The organism is Mucilaginibacter sp. CAU 1740, assembly GCF_039839285.1.
GTDB lineage: Bacteria > Bacteroidota > Bacteroidia > Sphingobacteriales > Sphingobacteriaceae > Mucilaginibacter.
Genome location: NZ_JBDOQS010000010.1, coordinates 163,670 through 177,535, shown reverse-complemented (window position 1 = coordinate 177,535; position 13,866 = coordinate 163,670). Strand labels below are relative to the sequence as shown.

Sequence of the window (13,866 nt, the reverse complement as noted above, 5' to 3'; positions counted from 1 at the left end):
AAAAAACAGGCTATTAAGATAAAATACAGCTAACAATTGTTAACTTACGTTAAAGTTCATATTAGTTTTTACCTCAACCCCCATTTTATGAAGAAAATCTTACCATTATCTATCATTTTACTTGCATTAACTATCCAGTTTGCATCGGCACAAAAAACAACTGTAACCGGTACCGTTACCGATGCTGCCAACAACTCACCAATGCCCGGTGTATCGGTGCATATTAAAGGCGGCAGCCAGGGCACAAGCACAAATGCTAAGGGTGTTTTTTCGATATCGGCCCCGGCAAACGCCGAGTTGATAATTAGCTACACAGGCTATAAAACACTTAACGTGGCTGTAGACGGTCGCACAAAAATTGATATTACTTTGGTAAGCGATGTAGCCCAATTAAATGAGGTAGTATTAATAGGTACACGATCTGCCGGTCGGGTGAAGCTTGAAACAGCAGTGCCGGTTGATGTTGTTAACGTAAGTAAAGCTGCCGCGGTAACAGGCAGGTTGGATATTACGGATATCCTCAATTACTCGGCTCCATCATTTAACTACAATAAACAATCCGGATCTGACGGTGCCGATCACGTTGAGTTGGGCACCCTGCGCGGCTTAGGACCCGACCAAACCCTGGTATTGGTTAACGGTAAGCGTCGCCACTCTACCGCATTTGTTTCGGTATTCGGTACACGTGGCCGCGGTAACTCGGGTGTCGATTTGAGTTCGATCCCAACGGCCTCTATCGATAGGATCGAGATCCTGCGCGACGGTGCTTCGGCGCAATACGGTTCTGACGCTATCGCGGGTGTGATCAACCTCGTGCTCAAGAAAACAACCGGCGTATTCAATGCCAACGTAGGATACTCAGGCTATTACGACCCTGCATTTAACAGTGGCAAAAGCGTTGTGGCTTCGCAATATCCACATGGCGGAACTATTGACGGCAACGGCATTACCATTGATGCCAACTACGGTTTAGCGCTTGGCAAAAACGGCGGCTTCATCAACTTCACCGGCGACTATAGCAAAAACGGCAAAACCTTTCGCCAAACACATGATACCACAACATCAAACACTAAAGCATTGCCTATTAACCCATACAGGCGTGCCAATGGCGATGGTTCGGCAGAAACCGGTACATTCTTTTTCAATCATGAATCGCCTTTGGCCGGCACACGCACTACACTATACAGCTTTGGCGGTTACAGCTACAAAGCATCAGACGCGTACGCGTTTTCGCGCAATTTTTCGGGCAGGCCAGAGCGTTTCCCTACCGATGCCGGTGGCAATATGATCCCGGTTAACGGTATCATATTCGATACCCCCGATGGCGAATCATACTATAACCCTATCATCCGTACCCACAATACCGACGTAGCTGTTGCTGTTGGTGCTAAAGGCACTTTGGGCGATGCCTGGGATTGGGACCTGAGCAACAACATCGGCAATAATAAATTCCACTTTTTCGGTTACAAAACCTTCAATGCCTCATTAGGTGCCGATAAAACCAATTTTGACGATGGCGGCTCAGAGTTTTTACAAAACACCAGCAACCTGAACGTAAACAAGCGTTTTACCAAAGTAATGCAAGGTCTTAACCTGGGTTTTGGCGGCGAATACCGTTATGAACGCTACAAAATATTTGCAGGCGAAGAAGCATCTTACAAAAACTACGATCCGGCAGGTATAAAAGCAGCAGGTTCGCAAGGTTTTCCAGGCTATCAGCCGGGCGACGAGGTGAATGCCCACCGCTCGGTACTGGGTGCTTATGTTGATTTAGAAGGCGACATCACCAAAAAATGGTTGGTTGATTTTGCTAACCGCTATGAGCATTACAGCGATTTTGGTTCGAACTTTAATACCAAGCTTGCTACCCGCTATAAAGTAACCGATAATTTCAATATCCGCGGATCATTAGGAACAGGTTTCCGCGCGCCATCATTACAACAGATCAATTACAGCTCTACCTTTACCAATGTGCAGGGAACTGTAATATCCGAAGTAAAAATAGCCCCTAACTACAGCCCGATAACCAAAGCGGCGGGGATTCCTAACCTAAAACAGGAAAAATCAAAAAATGCCGGTCTGGGTTTTACCTTTAAACCAATGCCCGAGTTAAGCTTTACGGTTGATGGCTACTACATTAAAGTAACCGACCGTGTGGTACTCTCTGGCCAGTTCAGTGCATCTGATAATACGCTCGATCCTGCCTTTATTGCAGCGCTCAACAATCTGCACGTAAGTTCGGCGCAGTTTTTTGCCAATGCGGTGAACACCACCAACAAAGGCTTGGATGTGGTAATTGATTACAATAAGACCATCGGTGCAAACAGGTTTAGGGTATTGTTTACCGGCAACTTCCAAACCATGAAAATTGATAAAGTTAACTACCCGCCTATTTTGGGTACAACTGCCGCCCTCCGCGAAACCTTTTTGAGCGAGCGCGAAAAGAAATTTATCCTGGCATCAGCCCCGCCGCAAAAGTTTAGTTTAAACCCCGAGTTTGGCCATAAAAACTTTACCGTAGGCACACGCTTTACCTATTTTGGCAAAATTGTACTTGATGGCTATGGAGATGGCACAACCCTTACCCCCACTGTACCAACCGATGATGGTTCGGCACAACTGCCTGACCAATACATTTACAGCGGCAAAGTTGTAAGTGACCTATACTTTGCCTACAAGGCGACCAAATCAATCCGTTTTTCTATCGGTGCCGATAACGTATTTAACGTACACCCCGATTTGGGTTATGTAAAAGGAGCAAAAGGCTGGGCTTACAACAACGAGCCTGCCGGTCCGTTTGATGCCGTGCAAATGGGTGAAAACGGTCGCCGCTTTTTTGCCCGCGTAGGCTTTACGTTTTAAACTATTTAGCTAATTCCCCCTCATACCACCACAGCCGCGCCGATTTTTTCGGGGCGGCTTTTTTATTTTGTAGAGATGTTTATTATTTAAAGATCTCGTTCTTTTTAATTATCAGCGGATATCCCGATGTATCACTTTTAGATCGATATAAATACAGATCGAAAAAGTTTGGTTTACCATTTTTATCAAACCTTTTTAACACGGCAAACTGATACCCCGATCGGGCGAGTGTATGATTAAACAGGATGGTATCGTGCCTTATGGTGTAAGTACCGCTAACTTTTTCAATACCAAAACAAACCGACCGGATATCAAAAGTTTTATCTTGCCGTAATTTGAGCGCAGTTGAGCAATTAGCCGTCCCCTCCTGGAAAGCAAACAATACTACCCTGGCCTCTAAGTTTTCAAAGTTTATAATGCCATACGGTTTCCAGGCCATAAGCGCTAACAAAACCGCGGCTATGCAGGTATTCCTGATCATTACTTTGCTTTTAAATTTATCCCGAATTATCCGTACCAACTGCACCAGCGCACTTATCGAGAATACCAAAAAAGACAAAATATAAATCGCTACAAGCAGCATGTTCCACCCGCCAAGCATTCCTTCCCAGTAGTAACCGGTATTGAGCAATATAAAGAGGGTAATTGTACCAGGAAGCAGGATCTTATTTCCAGTCATATATACTATTTGTGATGGTTAGATGGTTAAAGATACACATCTATATAAATTTGAGTAATCGCAAACAGCTTAATCACCAAATTAAATTGGCTTGTAACATTTAATCAACCTAAAACTCTAACTTTGAAACGCTCGCATAGTTATTTGGCTCGCCGTACACAAAGAATGCCCGATCACAATCTACTGCAACATACAGACCAACAGTTACTACAGCTCATGGCCGGCGATAACCGCGACGCCTTTACCGAATTGTATAACCGGTACTGGGATAAAACTTTCGCGGTAGCTTACCACCGATTGGATGATGAGCACGAAGCCGAAGAAGTTGTGCAGGAGGTATTCCTCAGCATATGGCAGCGCCGTGCACAATTAAAGCTTAGCCATACTTTGGCCACCTATCTTTCGGTAGCGGTAAAATATAGGGTAATCAATCATCTGGATAAACAATACCGTCACGAGCAGCACCTGGATGAACTAAGCTTTGGCTACGATGAAACACAGGACAGCACCACCCAATGGCTGGAAGAAAAAGAACTTCGTGAAAGGCTTGAGCAAGGCATCAGCCAACTGCCCGAAAAATGCCGCATTGTTTTCCTGCTTAGCCGAGATGAAAATAAAACCTATGCCGAAATAGCCGCCGAGCTTGGTATCTCACAAAAAACAGTTGAAGCGCATATGAGTAAAGCGCTTAGTTCACTTCGTCAATCGCTTAGGGTATCATTACCGGTGCTTATTTTGTTGCTGAGTTAGCCAACAGATATTACCGAATTATCGGGCTTGAATACGCCTTACTTTTGTCTTTATTGCCCCCTACCGCCGTAGATGCAGTTTCTTAACTTTATCAAAACAGAAACCAATAAACATATGAGAAATATGATCTGCGCCCTGAACATCAGTATAGATGGTTGTTATGACCATACCAAACTGAGCGGCAACGAAGAATTGCACGAATATTTCGCCAACCTGATGAAAGGTGTTGACCAGATAGTTACCGGCCGAAAAATGTACGAGCTAATGTCGCCCTATTGGGATGAAGTGGCCCGCACACAATCAGGCACAAAGGGCACCAATGAATTTGCCAATACCATCACAGAAATCCCCAATATTGTTGTATCCCGCACTATGGAAGAGGTGGAGGGCGGTCCGCGCATTATTCGTGATAATTTGGAGGCAGAGATACGGCGACTGAAAGCATTGCCAGGGAAGAAGATATCAATAGGCGGTATGAGCCTGCGGTCGCAATTAACAGAAATGGGGTTAATTGATGAGTTTTATATAGTTGTGCAGCCGGTAATAGCGGGATCGGGTCCGCGGTTGTTCGATGATATCAACCTGAATGAAGTTATGCAGATGGAACTGGTGGATACAATAGTAATGAAAAGCGGAAATGTGGCGCTGCATTATCTGAAACGTTAATTTTTTAATGTATAGACGCATCACATGCGTCTCCCGCTTGCAAGTCAAACGCGATAATCACGGTTGCTTGGCCTGTGGGAGACGCATGTGATGCGTCTCTACAAAAAACAACCTTACTTCGCCTTCCCCAGCTTCAGTTTAATACCGCCATTCACTACAAAACCATCAAGCGGCGCGTAAATATCTTTAAATGTAGGATCGGTTAGGCTTCCCGTATAAACCGGGCCGAATTTGGTTTGGCGGGTATCGGTAAGGTTTTCAAAATTGATAAAGATGGAAAACCGCTCCCAGATTTTCTCGGCCATAAAACCGGCCGTCCAGTAAGCCCGTCCGCGTGTACCATCATTCAATTGTTGCGGGCCAAAATAATAAGCTTCGGCACCAAGCTTAAGCTTATCCTCAATCTCATAAACTAAAATATTATTTAAGCGATTGCGGGACACCAGCGGGTAATTACCAAACGTGTTATTAGTATGCTGGCTTACATCGGCCAGGGTATATCCTAAAAAAAGCTTAAAATCACTGTATGTTAGTTTAACGTTGGTTTCCATACCCTTGGTGTTTAAATCGCCGGGCGGTTGCGTGTATTGCCAGCTGCCGTTTGCCAGCGGACTAAGCAATATCGGGCTATTGATCCGGGTATAAAAAAACAACTGGTTAATACTCAAGCTTACCTGGTTATCAAAAAGACCTGTACGGTAAGTGATATCATAATTGGCCCCGTATGATCGTTCGGCTTTGGTATTGTTAACATCTATCGGCAATACATTCCTGAAAGATAAGCGCTCGGCATCTTCGGTAAAAACGCTTGGCGCTTTGTAGCCCAGGCCGCCGCCTAACCTGCTCGAAAAATGCGAATTGATCTTAAACAATCCCGAAATTCTCGGCAATACAAAAGTGCCATATCGGTTATGATGATCTAAACGCAGGCCCGATTCAAGGATAAATCTATCAGTCACGTTCCAGGTATTTTGAACAAAGCCGCCTACGGTATGGTAATCATAACTACGGAGCGGAAAACTGCTATTGGCATCCTCGTTAAAATGATCTGTCAGGTAATTCAACCCGGCTACCCAATCCGTTTTTTCGCCGTTGTAAGCGTAGTTGGCTTCGCTGTAGGTAGAGGTTTGCATACCCGAAAAGCGATAGCCCGGTAAGGTGATGGTGCGATCAAAATAACTCAGGCTGTTTTTTACGCTGATCTTTTCTTTGCCGGATAAGGTATGATCCGACTGAAGCTGCGAACTGTAACGGCCGGTTTTATTTTGTTCGAAGTAAGAATGCTGAGCATCTCCCCTGCCTTTTAAATATTCCATATCGCCGCCTATCCGGTTTTCGATAGTGCTGTTAATACCGGCTATAAGTGTAGTGGCATCATTGATATAGAAAAACAACCGGGGATTGAGGGTATAACGATTATACCGGGGGATAGCCGAAAGCCCTGTACCCGATGGATCATAAGCCGAACCATGATTGTAAGCGGCATAAACGGTAGTACCCACAGTTTTAAACTTTTGCGAATAAAAACCACTGGCATCTAACCCTAAAGCCGAAGTCCCGTTCAACAAAAAATCGAGCCGGGGTGCATCGGTTGGAGTTTTTGATACCAGGTTTACCAAACCGGCTATGGCCCCGCCGCCATACAAGGTTGACGATGAACCTTTGATCACCTCAACCTGTTTCAGATCTAAGGGGGCGATCTGTAGCAAGCCCAAACCACCCGAAAAACCGGAGTATAATGGGAAACCATCCCTGATGATCTGTGTGTATTTACCATCCAAACCCTGGATACGGATGCTCGAATTACCACTGGTAGCTGATGTTTGCTGGGTTTGAATGCCCGTACTTTCGGCCAGCAGCATGCGGATATCGCCCGGCTTCATGTTGCCTTTTTCGTCCAGTTCTTCGCCCGAGATTACTTCAACACGGGTAGGAATATTGGCAATGGTACGGCTGCTACGTACAGCGCCCACCACCACTTCGGTAAGTTCGGCGCCCTCGCCTTTTCCTTCGGGAGATAACAGTATTTCCATTGGCGCGGTTTGCGTAAGCGGAAATACCAATGTATCAAGTCTCGTTTCGAAACCGATGTAGCTGAACCTGATAACCTGTTTGCCATCGGGGATATTTTTCAGGGTCAACAACCCGGCAGTATCTGTTAAAGCTCCGATAGTGGTATTTAGAATGCCCGCGGTAGCACCAGGCAATGGCTGGTTAGTTTTGGCATCCTTAACAATAACCTTAAATGTATTTTGCGAATAAGCCGTAGCAGTATATAACAGTGCTATGATAAGCACATAGATTTTTTTCATTAAAAAGTGTTTTAGTTAATACAAGATGATAGCCCTAAGGCTATAAAAAAGGAGTATTAACCTATTTTGGGAGGTTGCCAAACAGATAGCGCTACCGAAGGAATAAGCGGTTGGTTATGGCGCGGATAAACAACAGCAGTGGTTTCGGCTACAACGCCAGTGTTAAAACTAAGCGGTGCTGATACAATAAACCCCACGCAAGAACCGCATGTAAAAAACGGCGAGCAGCCCGGGCATTCCTTTTGATTAGTCGCTTTACCGGCCTGTTCTTTTTTTGGCGAAAGCTCTGCACGGCAGTCATAATCTGAGCAGCAAGGCTTAGCTGTAAGCACAAGTACAAAAACAGATAATAAAAAGCATAGTAGTTTCACGGGGTAAAAATAGTTAATCTGAGATAACTACATAAAAAATATTTTTCGGCTAAGGGTAATCGTTATTTAAATTGTATTGTATATAAAACAGGGATTTGTAATAATTTTTGTTTGCGTTTTTAATCTCGATCGATGTAACATTTATCATCTAAAAAATGAACCGAATTTACCTATTTCGTTTGCCTGCCTGTATTTTATTTTTATTGGTTTCCTTAACCACTTTTGCACAAGATCCACTACCTATTAGAAACGATACGGCGGTTTACTCCTCATCGCCCATTATGGCCGAGCAACGTACACTTTGGATCCACTTACCGGCAGATTATTATACCACCAGCAATACCTATCCTGTACTTTATCTACTGGATGGCGATGCCCATTTCAGCTATACCTCGCAGATGGTAGATTTTCTGGCTGGGCATGACCGTAATCGGATACCGGAAATGATAGTTGTAGGCATTGTGAATGTTGACCGGCAGCGCGATTTTTCGCCGGTCTATGCTAAAAAGTCCAATGGAAGGCTCGACAGCTTGCAGATACTTCCGGATACGGGCCTCGGCCGCTTTGCCCGTTACATAAAAAATGAGGTGGTTCCTTATATCGATAGCCATTACCGGGTGCAGCCCTACCGGATTTTGGAGGCCCATTCACTCGCTGGGTTACCGGCTATGTACACTAAAGAAACCTATCCGCAATTATTTACCGCGATGGTTTTGACAAGTCCGGTTCTTTCCGGCCCCCTGGTGCGTCATCTGGATACGTTTTTAAAGGCTGCTCACCCGCATAACGGTAAATTGTTTATTGGTATCGGTAATGAAAATACCTCGGCAGTTGATGCTTTGATCAGGAGGATACATAATCAGGCCCCCAACTGGTTTGACTGGAGCAATGCGAATTATCCCGACGAAAATCATTTTACCGTACCCTACAAAACCCTGTTCGATGGCATCAAATTCATTTATCGCAGTTGGTTTCTGGATTATTATGGGAACGAAAGTATCACTATGCAGGATATAAACAGTCTATTCAAAAAATTATCGGTTGAGTTCGGTTACAGCATCACGCCTAATGAAGAATACTTGAACGATTGCGGATATTACCAGCTTCGGCTAAAGCATATCGATAACGCGATCGGTATTTTTGATGAGAATGCTAAGCGGCACCCCAATTCGTTTAACGCTTACGATAGCTTGGGCGAAGCTTATATGAATGCGGGAAAAAAAGCATTAGCTATTAAAAATTATGAAAAGTCGATCGAGTTGAACCCGCATAATGAAGGCGGTAAGGAAATGCTTCAAAAATTAAAGACCGGCAAGTAACTGATTCTGTCAACACCAGCATGCCACGTATATCGCACCGAAAAGGTTGCCTTTGATACTGCACATTTTTCTGAGCAATAATTGCGTAGCAATATGTAAAGCGTGAACCATTAATGAAATAATTGTATTTATTAGGTTTGTAACCATCTGATTGTTAAACAATCAACTAATCACAACCTAATACACTATGCACTCACTCATTTTAAGGAGTTTGGTGATGCCCTTAGCCGCTGCTATTGATTCATACGCAATGCCTTTTACCAAACGCATAAAATACAGGCACAATCAATTTTGGGAACCTGCAGATGCCGAAAATATTCGTAATATACCAATTAGCCGATATGACCACATTGATCAGATAACTCATATCCCTAATTGGCAGCGAATGCTAAGTAATAAAGCTAACTCATTATATTTTGCCGGGAAAATGGGCTGTAAAGTGCCTGAGGTTTACTGGAAAGGAAGAAATATTGACGACATTGATTTTAGCCTATTGCCAAAACAATTTGTGATCAAGCCCACCATCGGTCATTCGTGCAATAATGTTTATCTAATGGATGATGGTTATAACCACATGGATAAACAAATTTATAAGATAGAAGATCTCCGCGGTGTAATGACCAGTGTACTTCAGCAAAGCCATCAAAATGAATTTATAATTGAAGAATTTTTACGATCAGAAGACGGTATCTATCGGATCCCGCTCGATTATAAAGTACATACTTTTAACGGAGAAATTGCCTGTATCGAGGTAATTGATCGTAAAGCCCCTTCAGTAGGGCATGTTAATGTATTTGATGATAAATGGAATGCGGTGGAAAACATTGGCAAAAAGTTTATCCAGGGCGATAATTTAACCCCTCCACATTGCCTGGATGAAATAATCAGTCAATGCAGAGCATTGAGTAAAGTTTACAAAATATACGTTCGTATTGATTTTTTCGCAACCGATAAAGGGGCTGTATTTGGCGAGTTTACACCAACTCCCGGAATTGGAGTTGGTTTTACACGTAAAGCTAACTATATGCTAAACCGCTACTGGGATACTTATTGCAAAGGCATGATCTGAAAAACAGTCCGATTCGAAATTTATTTGTTTAGCAAAGCGAAAATCATCCGTATTTAAAATATTTTTCATTTCTCACTAAGGGTATCCCCCATCATGGCTGACTATATGTGCAAAAGGTTGAAAGATCAGCACAATGGAAAACAACACCTACAATGTAAAAGAGCTTGCACATAAGCTAAAACAAGGTACCATTACCCCGGCCGAAAAAATTTGGCTGGATGCCTGGTATGTTAATTTTAACGATGAGGAAGTTCTGTTATCAAGCTCAAAACACCAAAACCCCGAACAGCTGCGGGAAGGTATTTTGGCTAAGATAACCGCGCAAATGGAAACGCCTGCCCAGGCCACGCGCAAAGTGGTTACGTTATGGAGCAACATTGCCGCCGCTGCAGCCGCGGTAGTGTTAATTACATTTGCGTCGCTTTATAAAAATGAGGTATTGAACGTGGTTGCCCCTGCCAAACAGATTGAATTGACGGTAGCCCCCGGAAAGCATAAACAGATCAGCCTGCCCGATGGTACCCGCATCTGGCTTAGCCCCGGTACGCACATTAGCTACCCGGACAAATTTTACGCTAAAGAACGCTTGGTAAAACTGGAAGGCGAGGCATTTTTTGATGTGGTGCACGACGAGGACCATCCTTTCGTGATCCAATCGGGCCAGCTTAAAACGGTGGTTTTGGGTACCAGCTTTAACGTTAAGGCTTACCCGGACCAGATCATATCTGAAGTTACCGTGGTAACCGGCAAAGTAGGTGTACAGGAGCATGATTTACCTAAAAGCCAGCAGGTTATTATGGAGCGCAACCAGCGGGCTGTGTATAACAGAAATAATCGTTTACTGTTGAAGGAAGATTATCCCAACGCATCGAAATTCCTTTCGCAACGTACCGGTTTGTTTAATTATGATGGAGCTGCTTTGCAAACTGTTGCTGATGACTTATCCATGCAGTATGATATCCATATAACCCTTGCGCCGGGCATAGCCAAGGCTGGTTTCTACGGCCATATCAACACCAACGAAACTATTGAAAAAACGCTGGATAAGCTTTGCGCTGTGATGGACCTCAGGTGGAATAAAACGGGGAACAACTATAACCTGCTGCCCTTACCATCAGTCAATTAACCTTTTCAATTAAAGAATCCCAAAAAAACACAACAATTACAGCATTTATGAAAACTAATAAAGCGGCATGGCCTTCCATGCTGATAAGCAGGATAACGCGGCTTTCTGTCCGAACGGTACTCTGCATACTATTACTCAGCATAGCCCAGCCAATTTGGGCCGATGCGCAGGATCCTTTGGATAAAACTGTTACCATCAGCCTAAAAAATGAACCCGTAAAACAGGCTTTGGATAAAATAACTACTGCCTGCGGCGTACGCTTCACCTATAACGAAACAGTTGCCAAAAGCACTGCTATAATCAGCATTGAAGCTAATAACCAGCGCCTTGGTGATGTGTTGCGCGAAGCCTTTACATCGCAACCTTTCAGCTTTACGGTGCTTGACCAGGAGGTACTGATAAAATTTGATCCGGCTAAAGCAAAAAAGTCGGCAGCCGCGCCGGTCGACGGCAAATACACCATCAGCGGCACCATTAAATCAAAACAAACCGGCGAAACTATTATAGGCGCGAGCATCCGGGTTATCAACGCTAATTTAGGTACATCGAGCAACGAATACGGTTTTTACTCGCTTACGCTACCTGCAGGAGATTACCAGCTTTCAGTAGGTGCTATGGGGCAAAAATCGGTAGTGGTACCGGTGTCGCTCAATAGCAACCAACGCTTAAATATCGAACTGGAAGATAACGCCCAACAATTACAGGAGGTTACCGTTAAGGCCAAACCGGCTGGCGCACGTGATCTGGGCAGCCCACAAATGGGCGTTGAGCATCTCAGCATCCAGGAAACTAAAAATATCCCCGTGCTGCTTGGCGAACGCGATGTGATCAAAACTATCCAGTTGCTACCCGGCATTAAATCGGCAGGCGAAGGTAGCGGAGGCTTTTACGTTCGCGGCGGCGCTGCCGATCAAAATATGATCTTGCTCGATGAAGCACCTGTTTACAATGCCTCGCATTTGCTGGGCTTCTTCTCTACCTTTAACTCGGATGCCATCAAAAATATCAGCATTTATAAAGGCGATATGCCCGCGCAATATGGAGGCAGGTTGTCATCGGTATTGGATATCAAAATGAATGATGGCAACAACCAGAAATTCGGCGTTAGCGGTGGTATTGGATTGATCGCCGCAAGGATCAATGCCGAAGGGCCTATTCAAAAAGGAAAATCATCCTTCCTGATCTCGGCAAGGCGTACTTATGCCGATTCCTTTTTGGCCTTATCTAAAGATAGCGTTGCTAAAAACAGTAAGCTGTATTTTTATGATGTAAATGCCAAAGCTAATTATGTTTTGGGCGATAAGGACAGGTTGTTCCTTTCGGGATACTTTGGTAAAGATGTGCTGAGCGCCGCTGATATAGCGGGCATAAACTGGGGCAATACCACCGCAACCCTGCGCTGGAACCATATTTTTAACAGCCAGCTGTTTTCCAACACATCCCTTATTTACAGCAATTATGATTATAAGCTGAACATTAAACAGGATGTGAACGAGTACAACATCTACTCGCAGATCCGCGACCTGAATTTTAAGGAGGATATGCAATGGTATGCAGGGCAAAATAACACCGTAAGCTTTGGTGTGAACGCCATTTACCACACTATTAAACCGGGCGAGATCTCGGCCACAGGTAACTCGGGCGTAGTATCGCAGGATCTGGAGAACCGTTACGCACTCGAAAATTCGGCTTATGTAAGTAACACGTGGAGAGCCTCGGATAAGTTTACCTTAACCTATGCTGTACGCTTATCTGCTTTCACTATTTTGGGATCGGGCAATTATTACGCTATCGATGCTGACGGAAACATTACAGGTTCAACCCATTATAATTCGGGCCAGGCTGTTAAAACTTATGTTAACCCCGAACCGCGTGTGGCCGCTGCTTTTCAGTTAAATGATATCAGCTCGTTAAAAGCATCGTATGCCCGCAACGCGCAAAACCTGCACCTGATATCCAACTCAAACGCGGGATCGCCAACGGATAAATGGGTAGCCAGCACCAACCTCATCAAACCCGAACTGGCCGACCAGTTTTCGGTAGGTTACTACCGCGATCTCAACGATCGCAATTACGAGTTCACGGTTGAAACCTATTACAAAAAACTGCAAAACCAGATAGATTACCGCAACGGGGCTAACGTATTCACCAATCAGCCTATCGAAACGCAATTGCTTTACGGTAAAGGTCGTGCTTATGGTGCCGAGTTTTTGTTTAAAAAGAAAACCGGGCGTTTAACCGGCTGGGTAAGCTATACGCTTTCGAAATCGGAAAGGATGATTGATGGGATTAACAACAACCAATGGTACAATTCACGCCAGGACCGTACGCACGATATTGCCATTGTAGCCATGTACAAAGCCAGCGAAAAATGGACATTCTCGGCCAATTTCATATACTACACCGGCGACGCTGTTACCTACCCTACCGGCAAATACCAGGTTGATGGCGCTACCTATTATTACTATACTAACCGCAATGCGGATAGAGTTCCTGCTTATCACCGCCTGGATCTCGGTGCCACCAAGCAGCTTAAAAAAACGGCCAAAATGCAATCGGACCTAACATTTAGCCTATACAATGCTTATGGTAACCCTAACGCCTACCGCATATTTTTCCGCGATAATAAAACTGATCCGAGCCGTAACGAGGCCGTGCGTACCACACTGTTCACCTTTGTACCCTCAGTTACCTACAACTTTAAATTTTAAG

10 protein-coding genes are annotated in these 13,866 nt (G+C 44.4%); 7 read left to right on the top strand and 3 right to left on the bottom strand.

The window, feature by feature from the left end; translation table 11 throughout:
- Positions 1-87: 87 nt before the first annotated feature.
- Positions 88-2,862, top strand: a complete 2,775-nt coding sequence (locus tag AAFN85_RS21250; RefSeq protein ID WP_347529629.1) for a TonB-dependent receptor — start codon at positions 88-90, stop codon at positions 2,860-2,862.
- 82 nt (positions 2,863-2,944) lie between these two features.
- On the opposite strand, the gene AAFN85_RS21245 is transcribed toward AAFN85_RS21250, so the two are convergent.
- Positions 2,945-3,541, bottom strand: a complete 597-nt coding sequence (locus tag AAFN85_RS21245) for a hypothetical protein (protein WP_347529628.1) — start codon at positions 3,539-3,541, stop codon at positions 2,945-2,947.
- 165 nt (positions 3,542-3,706) lie between these two features.
- On the opposite strand from AAFN85_RS21245, the gene AAFN85_RS21240 reads away from it, so the two are divergent.
- Complete coding sequence (locus AAFN85_RS21240; protein ID WP_347529627.1) at positions 3,707-4,291, top strand: RNA polymerase sigma-70 factor; 585 nt, start codon at positions 3,707-3,709, stop codon at positions 4,289-4,291.
- A gap of 114 nt (positions 4,292-4,405) precedes the next feature.
- Positions 4,406-4,957: a dihydrofolate reductase family protein gene (locus AAFN85_RS21235; RefSeq protein ID WP_347529626.1), complete on the top strand. Its 552-nt coding sequence runs from the start codon at positions 4,406-4,408 to the stop codon at positions 4,955-4,957.
- A gap of 113 nt (positions 4,958-5,070) precedes the next feature.
- Here AAFN85_RS21235 and AAFN85_RS21230 read toward each other — a convergent pair whose 3' ends face one another.
- Both AAFN85_RS21230 and AAFN85_RS21225 read right to left on the bottom strand, forming a co-directional pair.
- Entirely contained in the window at positions 5,071-7,269 is a 2,199-nt protein-coding gene (locus tag AAFN85_RS21230) for a TonB-dependent receptor (RefSeq protein WP_347529625.1), read from the bottom strand.
- A 56-nt stretch (positions 7,270-7,325) separates the two neighbouring features.
- Entirely contained in the window at positions 7,326-7,640 is a 315-nt protein-coding gene (locus AAFN85_RS21225; RefSeq protein ID WP_347529624.1) for a hypothetical protein, read from the bottom strand.
- Between the two features lie 155 nt (positions 7,641-7,795).
- On the opposite strand from AAFN85_RS21225, the gene AAFN85_RS21220 reads away from it, so the two are divergent.
- From AAFN85_RS21220 to AAFN85_RS21205, 4 genes are all read left to right on the top strand, one after another.
- Positions 7,796-8,959: an alpha/beta hydrolase-fold protein gene (locus AAFN85_RS21220; RefSeq protein ID WP_347529623.1), complete on the top strand. Its 1,164-nt coding sequence runs from the start codon at positions 7,796-7,798 to the stop codon at positions 8,957-8,959.
- Between the two features lie 187 nt (positions 8,960-9,146).
- Positions 9,147-10,028 carry an ATP-grasp fold amidoligase family protein gene (locus AAFN85_RS21215; RefSeq protein ID WP_347529622.1) on the top strand — a complete coding sequence of 294 codons (882 nt, stop codon included), beginning with the start codon at positions 9,147-9,149 and terminating at the stop codon, positions 10,026-10,028.
- A 133-nt stretch (positions 10,029-10,161) separates the two neighbouring features.
- Positions 10,162-11,154 (top strand): FecR family protein, encoded by a 993-nt coding sequence (locus AAFN85_RS21210; protein WP_347529621.1) that lies wholly within the window; start codon positions 10,162-10,164, stop codon positions 11,152-11,154.
- Between the two features lie 47 nt (positions 11,155-11,201).
- The gene (locus tag AAFN85_RS21205) at positions 11,202-13,865 is read left to right on the top strand and encodes a TonB-dependent receptor (RefSeq protein ID WP_347529619.1); all 2,664 of its coding nucleotides are present in this window, start codon (positions 11,202-11,204) and stop codon (positions 13,863-13,865) included.
- The last annotated feature ends 1 nt before the right edge of the window (position 13,866 follow it).

Coding starts and splice junctions, on each gene's coding strand:
- AAFN85_RS21205 (WP_347529619.1), top strand. CDS start 11,202: ATGAAAACTAATAAAGCGGCATGGCCTTCCATGCTGATAAGCAGGATA.
- AAFN85_RS21240 (WP_347529627.1), top strand. CDS start 3,707: ATGCCCGATCACAATCTACTGCAACATACAGACCAACAGTTACTACAG.
- AAFN85_RS21215 (WP_347529622.1), top strand. CDS start 9,147: ATGCACTCACTCATTTTAAGGAGTTTGGTGATGCCCTTAGCCGCTGCT.
- AAFN85_RS21230 (WP_347529625.1), bottom strand. CDS start 7,269: ATGAAAAAAATCTATGTGCTTATCATAGCACTGTTATATACTGCTACG.
- AAFN85_RS21250 (WP_347529629.1), top strand. CDS start 88: ATGAAGAAAATCTTACCATTATCTATCATTTTACTTGCATTAACTATC.
- AAFN85_RS21210 (WP_347529621.1), top strand. CDS start 10,162: ATGGAAAACAACACCTACAATGTAAAAGAGCTTGCACATAAGCTAAAA.
- AAFN85_RS21245 (WP_347529628.1), bottom strand. CDS start 3,541: ATGACTGGAAATAAGATCCTGCTTCCTGGTACAATTACCCTCTTTATA.
- AAFN85_RS21220 (WP_347529623.1), top strand. CDS start 7,796: ATGAACCGAATTTACCTATTTCGTTTGCCTGCCTGTATTTTATTTTTA.
- AAFN85_RS21235 (WP_347529626.1), top strand. CDS start 4,406: ATGAGAAATATGATCTGCGCCCTGAACATCAGTATAGATGGTTGTTAT.